The 9823-nt window shown below is 46.9% G+C and carries 5 protein-coding genes and 1 pseudogene; all 6 read right to left on the bottom strand.

What is annotated here, in order from left to right; all coding sequences use genetic code 11:
* Positions 1-242 precede the first annotated feature (242 nt).
* Positions 243-2240: a methyl-accepting chemotaxis protein gene (locus tag CHI10_RS05560; RefSeq protein ID WP_095243324.1), complete on the bottom strand. Its 1998-nt coding sequence runs from the start codon at positions 2238-2240 to the stop codon at positions 243-245.
* A 13-nt stretch (positions 2241-2253) separates the two neighbouring features.
* Positions 2254-2790 (bottom strand): annotated as a pseudogene (locus CHI10_RS22950) (methyl-accepting chemotaxis protein); the annotation flags it as partial.
* Between the two features lie 646 nt (positions 2791-3436).
* Positions 3437-4894, bottom strand: coding sequence for a CoA-acylating methylmalonate-semialdehyde dehydrogenase (locus CHI10_RS05550; RefSeq protein ID WP_095243323.1), 1458 nt, complete (start codon positions 4892-4894; stop codon positions 3437-3439).
* Positions 4895-4915: 21 nt separating this feature from the next.
* Entirely contained in the window at positions 4916-6265 is a 1350-nt protein-coding gene (locus CHI10_RS05545) for a GntP family permease (protein ID WP_095243322.1), read from the bottom strand.
* A gap of 15 nt (positions 6266-6280) precedes the next feature.
* Positions 6281-7477 (bottom strand): iron-containing alcohol dehydrogenase, encoded by a 1197-nt coding sequence (locus CHI10_RS05540; RefSeq protein WP_095243321.1) that lies wholly within the window; start codon positions 7475-7477, stop codon positions 6281-6283.
* 151 nt (positions 7478-7628) lie between these two features.
* Positions 7629-9428 carry a sigma 54-interacting transcriptional regulator gene (locus tag CHI10_RS05535; protein ID WP_095243320.1) on the bottom strand — a complete coding sequence of 600 codons (1800 nt, stop codon included), beginning with the start codon at positions 9426-9428 and terminating at the stop codon, positions 7629-7631.
* Positions 9429-9823: the final 395 nt, after the last annotated feature.

Below are 9823 nucleotides of genomic sequence, written 5' to 3'. Positions count from 1 at the left end.
CAGAATCCCCAGTTCTATTTGCCAATCTACTATGTGCGCCGTTGCCCGTTCTTATGCAGTTTGTCTATTTGCAGAATCGAGCTAACTATTTGCACTTAACCTGTTCTATTTGCAGATTCTCTGGTCCTATTTGCAGGTTAAAGCATCTATTTGCAAGTTTTCGCTCTCTATTTGCAGCGTTCACATTCTGAACCCGTGGCCACATAAAAATAGACCCGCCAATCCTGGCGGGTCCCTCACATTTATTCCACTTTAAACCTCTTAATAGAATCCAGCAGTTCCTCCGCCATCCCTGAAAGCGATGCAGCCGATGCCGCAATTTCTTCCATGGATGCCAGCTGCTCTTCTGTAGCAGCGGATACGTCCTGGCTTTCGGCAGTGGTGACTGCGGCAATTTCTTCGATTGCGCTGACGAGTTCCACCACTTGGTCGGCGCCTTCGGCCATGTCCCTGATGGATGAGGACACTTCTGCGATCTGGCCCGAAACGGTGTCAGCAAATTGCTGGATGTGGCTGAAGGCATCTCCGGCATTGTTCACCAGGTCGATTCCTTTTTCCACTTCAGCTGTTCCCTTTTCCATGGAAGAGATGGCTTTGTTTGTATCCGTCTGAATCGTTGAGATCAATTCGCGGATGCTTTCGGTTGACTTGGATGATTGTTCTGCGAGCTTGCGGACTTCATCAGCGACAACGGCGAAGCCTCTTCCGTGCTCGCCTGCTCTTGCAGCTTCAATAGCTGCGTTTAGTGCGAGCAGGTTCGTCTGGTCGGCAATGGCAGAAATCACATTGACAATCTGGCCAATTTCCTCCGAACGCTTCCCTAATGTATGAACAATGGAACCCAGTTCTGAGACTGTTACATTAATATTTTTCATCTGGTTCGTTGAGAGGTCGATGGCTTCATTTCCTTTTACCACAACTTCATTTGTCTCATTGGCCGTTTTGGCCACGACATTTGTGTTACGCATAATTTGCTGAATGCGGCCGGACATGTCTTTGACGACAGAGGTGCTTTCTTTCACTTTTTCTGTCTGCTGTTCAGTTGCCGAAGCTACTTCCTGGATGGAATTGGCTACCTGCTCTGTTGCCATGTTGTTCTGCTCAGAGCTTGCTGTCAGCTGTTCCGATGAGGATGCCAGGTGGACCGCTTTTTCGCTCACCTGGTTGATCAGCTGCTGCAGCGATAGGACCATCTTATTAAAACTGACACCCAGTTTGCTGATTTCATCGTTGTTCCTGACAATAAACTTCTGGGTCAGATCCCCTTCGCTGACTTTATCGGTTGCGGCGATCAGCTGATTGAGCGGGCGGGTAATCGAACGGACAATAATGTAAGAAACAAGTGCACCCACAAGGACGAAGATGGCAATAAATATGATTGTCGACATTAAGATTGGCTGGACAGCTGACGTCACTTCTCCCAGGTTCATCGTGCCGATTACCTTCATGCCTGTCAGCCCATTGGTGGTGAAGTGCATTTCTTTCTCTACGCCTTCAAGCGTGTACTCAACCTGTCCCTTTTCCTTTTCCAGGACTTCCGGCAGCCAGCTTCCCTCTGCCTGTGTGCCCGGCTTCTCCAGCGGGTGTACTAAAAAGCTTCCCTCCGCGCTTAAAATGGCCGGATAGCCCTCTTTTCCAATTTTAATGTTATTGGATAGCTCACTAAGAGCAGAGAGACTTAAGTCAATTCCAATAACACCGGAGCTGTCGCCGAGCTTTTGCGCTACTGTGATTAAGATGTTTCCGCTGACAGCATCAACATACGGCTCTGTAATGAAGGCTTTTCCCTTTGCCTCCATTGCTCCCTGATACCAGGGGCGTGTGGTGGCATCAAAGTCAGCTGGCAGATCTGCACGGGGGTAGATAACCAAATCGCCATTTTCAGAGCCTGCATAAATTGCCACTGCCTCCGGATGAAGCTCTTTATACTGGCTAAAAGCATTTGTTGTTTTATCTAATTCTTCCTCTGTATAAAAATCTTTTTTGATCCGCTTGGAAAAGTAATTTGTATCCTCCATCTTAGGTTTAATAAAGTTCATAATAAATTGATCAAGAATTTTAACATTCTCATCTGCACTCATGGTAATCTGATTCTTTATCTCATCATGTGCCTTCTGATAGGATATGTAGCCGATTGAAATAGAAGGAATTAATAGAATAATAATAAATGAGAGCAATAATTTTTTTCTAATCGTAAATGAGAACAGCGACCCTTTTTGTTTCTGTCTTTTCTTTTTCATAGTTTTACCCCTTTTAGTAATTTACCGCCTTAACCTGCGAGATGGCGCCTTCCAGCTTCTCATCAACAACCCTGGCATCGTCAATATGCCTCTGAATCAGTTCATTCACTTGATCAAAAACTGACTTTGTATCCGCAATCTCATCGGCTACTTCCTGGGAATACCCCTTCTGAATGTTGATCATTTCAATCACTTCACCGACTTCTGATTCAACTGTACGAATCAGGTTCGTGATCGAATCAATTTTGCTGGTTGTTTGGCCGCTCAGGGACATGCCATCTTTAATTAATTCGGTGCTTGCTACTGTTGAATTCAATGTTGCTTCAATATCGTCCTGAATATTTTTCGTCAGGGAGCTGATATTCGCCGTGCTTGTCGCTGTGCTTTCGGCCAGTTTCCGGACCTCATCTGCCACAACAGCAAATCCTTTACCCTGCTCGCCTGCTCGTGCCGCTTCGATGGATGCATTCAATGCAAGAAGATTCGTTTGCTCTGCAATATCTTTAATGACCTGAACAATCATCTCAATTTCTTTGGACCGTTTGCTCAGCGCCTCCATTTTCTGTGAATTCACTTCCAGCTGCTCTCCAAGCTGCTTAATCAGCTGCTCAGACTTGCTGACGGATCCGCGGCCTTCCTCCGAGCTTTTGACCATCTCTTTTGCAGATTGAATCAGATTTTCCCCTTTATCCGATAGAGTGAGGCTGTTTGAAAAAGTAGCTTCGCTATGTTTTTTAACATTTTCAAAACCGTCTTTTATTTTCAGAACCAGGTCCCCCAGCATATAATGCTGACCATTGACCATTTCATGCTGGCTTACTGTAGTTGTCAAATCTTCATTAAATGATTGAATCAGTGTCTGATAAAAATTTTCCTTGCGCTGAAACTCTTCTTCAGCAAACTGGAGTTTTGCCTCCAGTTCCCGCTTTTCATCTTCCAGCTGCTTCAACTTTCCTTTTCCGAACATCATTGATCTCCCCATCTCCTATATACTCCTTTATTATATCGACAGAAAACGGGAAATTTTGTGACCTTTTTCACTCTTTTTTTAAATATATAGGTCTATGTATATAAAAAAGAGACACCTGCCTTTTATGGCAAGTGTCTCTGCGGTTGTTTTCAAACGGGACATGGGGACAGGTTAACTGTCCCCAATGTTATTTGGGACAAGGAACCTGTCCCCTCGTCCCGCTTTTTTACCAGCGTGCAGTCAGCATTTTTCTTCTTGTATAGAATTCCACTCCATCCGTTCCGTTTGCGTGAAGGTCTCCATAGAAGGAGTTTTTCCAGCCGGAGAATGGGAAGAAGGCCATTGGCGCCGGTACGCCGATGTTGACTCCGAGCATGCCGACCTCGATGTTTTCTCTGAAGTAGCGGACGCTGCTTCCGCTGTCAGTGAATAGGCATGCACCGTTTCCAAAGTCCGATTTGTTCGTAAGCTCGATCGCTTCTTCAAGATTTTTTACACGCACAACAGAAAGTACTGGTGCGAAAATTTCTTCTTTCCATATTTTCATTGATGGATCTACATTATCAAAAATTGTTGGTCCAATGAAGTAGCCGTTTTCGTGGTATGCTTCATCTTTGCGGCCATCACGGACAAGTTTTGCTCCTTCTTTTTCGCCAATTTCAATGTAATTGCTTGTGCGTTCCTTGTTTTCCTGGCGGATGACTGGGCCAAGGAATACATTTTCATCCAAGCCGTTTCCGATTGTCAGCTGGCCCGCCTGTTCATTTAATCTCGCAACCAGCTCGTCGGCAATGGAATCCACGGCTACTACTACAGAGCAGGCCATGCACCTTTCACCTGCTGAACCGTACGCAGCAGCGATGATTTCCTTAACCGCTCCATCAAGGTCTGCATCAGGCAGCACGATTGAGTGGTTCTTGGCACCAGCCAGCGCCTGGACGCGTTTGCCTTTTGCTGTAGCTGATTTATAGATATACTCGGCAACAGGCTGGGAGCCAACGAATGAGATCGCCGGTACATCCTTATGGTCGATCAGGCTGTTTACCACATCATGTGCGCCATGAACAATATTGAATACGCCAGCAGGAAGGCCCGCTTCTGTGAACAGCTCTGCCAGGCGGTTAGCCAGGATTGGCGTTCTTTCAGATGGTTTTAACACAAATGTGTTACCGCAGGCAATTGCGAGCGGGAACATCCAGCAGGGAACCATCATTGGGAAGTTGAAAGGCGTGATGCCGCCAATAACGCCAACAGGGTAGCGGTACATGCCAGATTCAATATTTGTCGCAATATCCGGAAGCTGCTTGCCCATCATTAGGGAAGGAGCACCTGCAGCGAATTCCACACATTCAATTCCGCGCTGCACCTCGCCATAGGCTTCTTTATAATTTTTTCCGTTTTCTTGTGTAATCAGCTTTGCCAGCTCGTCCCAGTTGTCTATTAAAAGCTGCTGGTATTTAAATAGAATTCTTGCTCTTTTTGGCACCGGTGTTTTGCTCCAGACTTTAAAAGCTTCCTTGGCAGCCTGTACAGCATTGTCGACATCTTCACGTGTAGAAATCGGTGTGCGGGCAAGCTCCTCGCCTGTTGCCGGATTTGGCACCACTTCAAATTTATCCGTATTGGCTTCCGCCCATTCGCCATTGATAAAGTTTTTTAATACTGTAGTTGTTGTCGCTGTCATAGTAATAATCCCCTTTCGAAATTAAAAGATTGAATATAAGAATATTGCCAAGAATAGTACAGCCGTTGGCATTGCAACACTTAGAATGAAAATTGGCCAATAGGAGCGTTTATGGGTTTCTCCGCATATCGCCCGGATTGTTGTCACGACATAGCCATTATGCGGCAGTGAGTCCAATCCGCCGGATGCAAGCGCCGAAATTCTATGCATGGCACCTGGGTCCAGTCCTTGCGACAGATACATTGGCGCCAGAATCGGCAGCGCAATGCCTAAGCCGCCGGATGCCGATCCGGTAATACCGCATATCAGGGTAACGGCAATCCCCAGTCCCATTAACGGAGGCCCCGGGATATTTACCAGTGCATCTACAAAAGTATCAAACGCGGCAACCTGGGCTGCAACACTTCCGAAGCCTACAACCGCACATGTATTAGCTGCAGCAACTAAAGCATCCTGGGCACCCTTGGCAAGCGCCTCCCAGAACCCCACTAAATATTTCATCATCAATACACAGGCCAGAACGATGCCGCTGGTCAGAGAGATCAATGCGGCCCCCGTGGAAGAAGTAAAGTTGGCTGCCGTATTTAAAATCGCAATTACGGAGGCCAGCGGTAAGATGGCCATGATCACATGCGGATAGTCTTTCCCTGCCGGAGCAGTATTTGGCCTTTGCATTTCCAGCTCCGATTCAAGAGCTGCTGCCGACTCATTGGCACCGGCCGGCTGGTTTGGCAAGGAGAATACCTCGCCATTTTTGACCGCTTTTTTCACCATCCGGCTAAGCAATATACCGCCTATTACCATGATCAAAAGGGCCATTAACACCCCGATGAGTCCGCCCGCTGTCGGCTTTGTCCCAAAAAACTCAGTCGGAATCAAATTTTGGATTTCCGGCGAGCCCGGTGCTGTCATCGTAAAGGATATGGATCCGAATACCAAAGCCGCCGGTATAAAACGATGCGGCAGGTTGGCCACTCTAAATAGGGACACAGCAATTGGATAAACGGCGAAGCCTACAACAAACAAACTGACGCCTCCGTAAGTCATGATGGCTGCTGCCGCCACGACTGCAAATACCGCTCTTGATGGCCCGAGTGTATCCTTGACCCAATTCGCAATGCTGTCAGCCGCCTTGGTTACCTGCATGATTTTTCCGAATATGGCTCCCAATAAAAAGATGAGGAACCATGAGTAAAAATAACCTGTAAAGCCTGTCATATAATGCTCTGTCAGGGCTGTCTCAAGGTTAAGCCCTCCTGTCAGAGCAACCACAACTGCACTGATGATCGCGGCAATAATAATATTTACGCCTTTCATAGTTAAATACATTAATAGAAGCAGCGAAGCGATTAACCCCAGCATTCCAATCATCTGTATGTCCCCCTGTTACACTTTCTCTGTTTCAGAGGAAAACTGATAATTATAGCAAACGTGGTAGAGCTCTTCGAGTTCGCTCTTTTCCGGAACTCTTGGGTTGTTGCTGGGGCTGCCGCTGTCGATGGCATCGTCTGCCATTTTGCCAACCGCGTTCTTAAAAGCTGCTTCGTCTATTCCCCATCCTCTTAAGTTAGGAATATTTAATTTCCGGCAAAGCTCTTTGACGGATTGAACAGCCACTTCTGCAGCTTCTTCATTGGTAAGGTTTTCATTTTCAGGCTGAAAAACTCTTCCTATGTCCGCTAGGCGGTCCACACATGCTTCCTGGCTGAACTCCATCACTGCAGGCAGCAGCATGGCATTCGAGATACCATGCGGAACATGGAATAATGCGCCGATTGGACGGCTCATGCCATGTACGAGGCATACAGATGCGTTTGAAAACGCCATTCCAGCCTGCAGGGATCCAAGGCTCATCGCTTCCCTGGCATCGACATTGTCTCCCTCATTGTAAGCGGTTAAAATATTTTCCACGATCAGCTTCATGGCCGATATTGCCATTGTGTCTGTCATCGGATGTGCCTTTTTGGATAGATATGCTTCAACCGCATGGCTTAGGGCATCGACCCCGGTTGCCGACGTTACATTCTTCGGTGAGGAAAGTGTAAGAAGCGGATCCACAATTGCCACGCTCGGCATAAATGCAGGCTGTTTGATCATCATTTTGACGTCATTGGATGAGTTCGTGATGACGGTTACATCGGTCGCCTCAGAGCCAGTCCCGGCTGTTGTCGGAATCGCTATGTGAGGAACCGGTGCATTCTGGGCCAGTTTCTTTCCTCCCATATACTCGCCGATATAGCCGCCATTTGTTGCTAAAACCGCAATAGCTTTTGCCGTATCGATACAGCTGCCGCCGCCTACTGAAATAACCAGGTCACATTGCTGTTTTTGAAATAGCTCGAGTGCTTCTGCCACATACTCGTCAGTCGGCTCTGATGCGACCCCCAGATATAGCTCACTTTTTACCCCTGCTTCCTGAAGATAGGTTCTGCATTCACTTACATATCCAAGCTGATCCATTATTTTATCACTGATTATTAATGCGTTTTTCCCTCTGAGCGCTGCTTCTTCCCCAACTTTTTCGGAAGAGCCCCTTCCGTAAAAGATCGCTTCCGGCACCCGGAAAACTGCTGGTTTCTCCATTGGACATTCCACCCCTTTTGTTCTATTACTCTTATACTTGCAAGGAGCGTGCCAACTTTGAAACCCAGTAAAATCAGTGTTTTCTTTCTGCAGAAGTGTAGTCACTACACTACAACTGTAGATTTTTTGTAGCGTAATCACTACATTGCAATCAGGTTATTCTATGCTTTTTCAGTTTCTGATAGAGAGTTGTCCGATGAATTCCAAGCAAATCGGCAGCTCTCGATTTATTTCCGCCTGCTCTTCTTAATGCATCCAGAATAATTTCAGACTCTCTTTGGCTGCCAAGTAATTTAGCTTCCTCAATAGACCCTGCAGCCCGATCCACTTTTTTCAAAGTCGGTTCCTGCTTTTTCAGCATCTCCGGCAAATGATGATAGTCAATGACCTTCCCATCAACCAGTGTCACCAGCTGTTCCACTGTATTTACCATCTCGCGGATATTCCCTCTCCACGGATGCTGAACAAAAGCGTTCACCGCCTCAGATGTAAATAGTTTTCCAGGTACCTGGTACCGCTCACAGATTTCCTTCAGATAATGGACCAGCAGGACAGGAATATCCTTTTTCCGTTCCCGCAGCGGAGGGATATGGAGCTGGATGATGTTCAGCCGGTAATAAAGATCCTCCCGGAATTCCCCGGTTTCAACCATTTGCATAAGGTTGCGGTTTGTCGCGGCAATAACTCGGACATTTATCTGATATTTTTTTACACCGCCGACTCGTTCTGCTTCCTTTTCCTGCAGGACCCGCAGCAGTTTGGTCTGCATGACAAGCGGCATCTCTCCGATTTCATCGAGAAAAATTGTGCCATTGTCTGCCAGCTCAAACTTCCCGGGCTTGCCGCCTTTTTTCGCCCCGGTAAATGCACCTTCTTCATAGCCGAACAGTTCAGACTCGAATAAATGCTCCGGAATGGCCCCGCAGTTGACACTGATGAAAGGCCCGGTGGAAAAAGGGCTGAGGTGATGGATGCTCTTGGCGAACATCTCTTTTCCCGTCCCGCTTTCTCCTGTTACGAGGACAGTGGCCGCAGTCCTTGCAGCCTTCCGTGCCAGCCGCTTCACTTCCATGATTCCTTCACTTGTCCCAATGATCTGGTCAAGGGTAACCCGGCTGTCATTTTCCTTTTTCTTTGTGAAAAGGTCCGGCTTGGCATCTTGATTTTCCTGCAGCTTTTCATAGATTTTATAGACTTCTGTGACTCCCTCAAAAATCAGCATTCCGATGGCGCCGGCAATCCGTCCTTCCTTCCAGAGGGGGATACGGTGCACCACCATGTCATGTCCCTGGATGTTCTGCAGAACCCCCCGTTCAGCGATTCCAGTCTTAACTGTCTCGTGAAGATGCGTATTATCAATCACCTCTGTGACATGCCTGCCAATTGCATCCTCCCGCTTAATGCCGGTAAAACGGCTGTAGGCTTCGTTAAATTCCTGCAGAATGCCGTTCTCATCGACAACCGCTATTCCCTCATAGGCACTTTCCAAAATGGCGCCAAGTGCACCCTCGGAATTATGCTGCTGCCTCAGCTTATACAGGTATTTGGAGAGCCCATCCAGGATATCCCTTGCTGTCAGAATGCCTATGAGCTTGCCATCTTCACCCGTGACAGGAAGCTGATCGTATGGAAGCGACATAATTTCAAGGATAGAATCATCCGGCCGGACAGCTGCCTGATTCGATTTGGGAATGCTGCCAATTAAAGCATCAGCCGGATTGCCCTGGGCAAAATAGTTAAGCAGCTTCCTGGACGTGATCATTCCAACCAGACGATTCGTTTCATCTGCGACAGGCAGGCTTTCCAGATGAAGATCCGCCATCATTTTTGCAGCTTCAGCCAGTGTCTGCCCCGGCTGAATACAAAACGGGCTGGGTGTCATCCAGTTTTTCACTTTTAGGTGCTCATCATTAAGTAAGTTCTCTTTCTTATCAGAAATGGATTGAGGCATACGGACCCCTCCGGTAATTTTAATTTTCTAAATTATAACACTTTTGAAAGGGTAGATAGGTTCTAGTGTTGTGCCTGAGTGTGAACATTACTAATAGGAATGGGAAATCTGCAAATAGAGCAGCTTGTTTTGCAAATAGGCCGGGTGAACCTGCAAATAGAATGGCCCTTCTTGCAAATAGAGGTGAGAACTCTGCAAATTGAGCAATCCCGCAATGCTGGTGCCGCCGAGTTTAATCGAAAATAACACTTTTTAGAAATAAGCCGATGACGGCATTCGGATTTGTGAACATTACTAATAGAATCGGGAAATCTGCAAATAGAGTTGCTTATTTTGCAAATAGACTGGTTGAATCTGCAAAAAGATGGCTCATTTTGCAAATAGTGATAGAAATT

Origin of the sequence: Bacillus sp. 7894-2 (genome assembly GCF_002272225.1) — a bacterium.
Classification (GTDB): domain Bacteria; phylum Bacillota; class Bacilli; order Bacillales; family Cytobacillaceae; genus Cytobacillus.
Note: the sequence above shows the minus strand (reverse complement) of the source record. Positions and strands in the feature narration are given on the sequence as shown.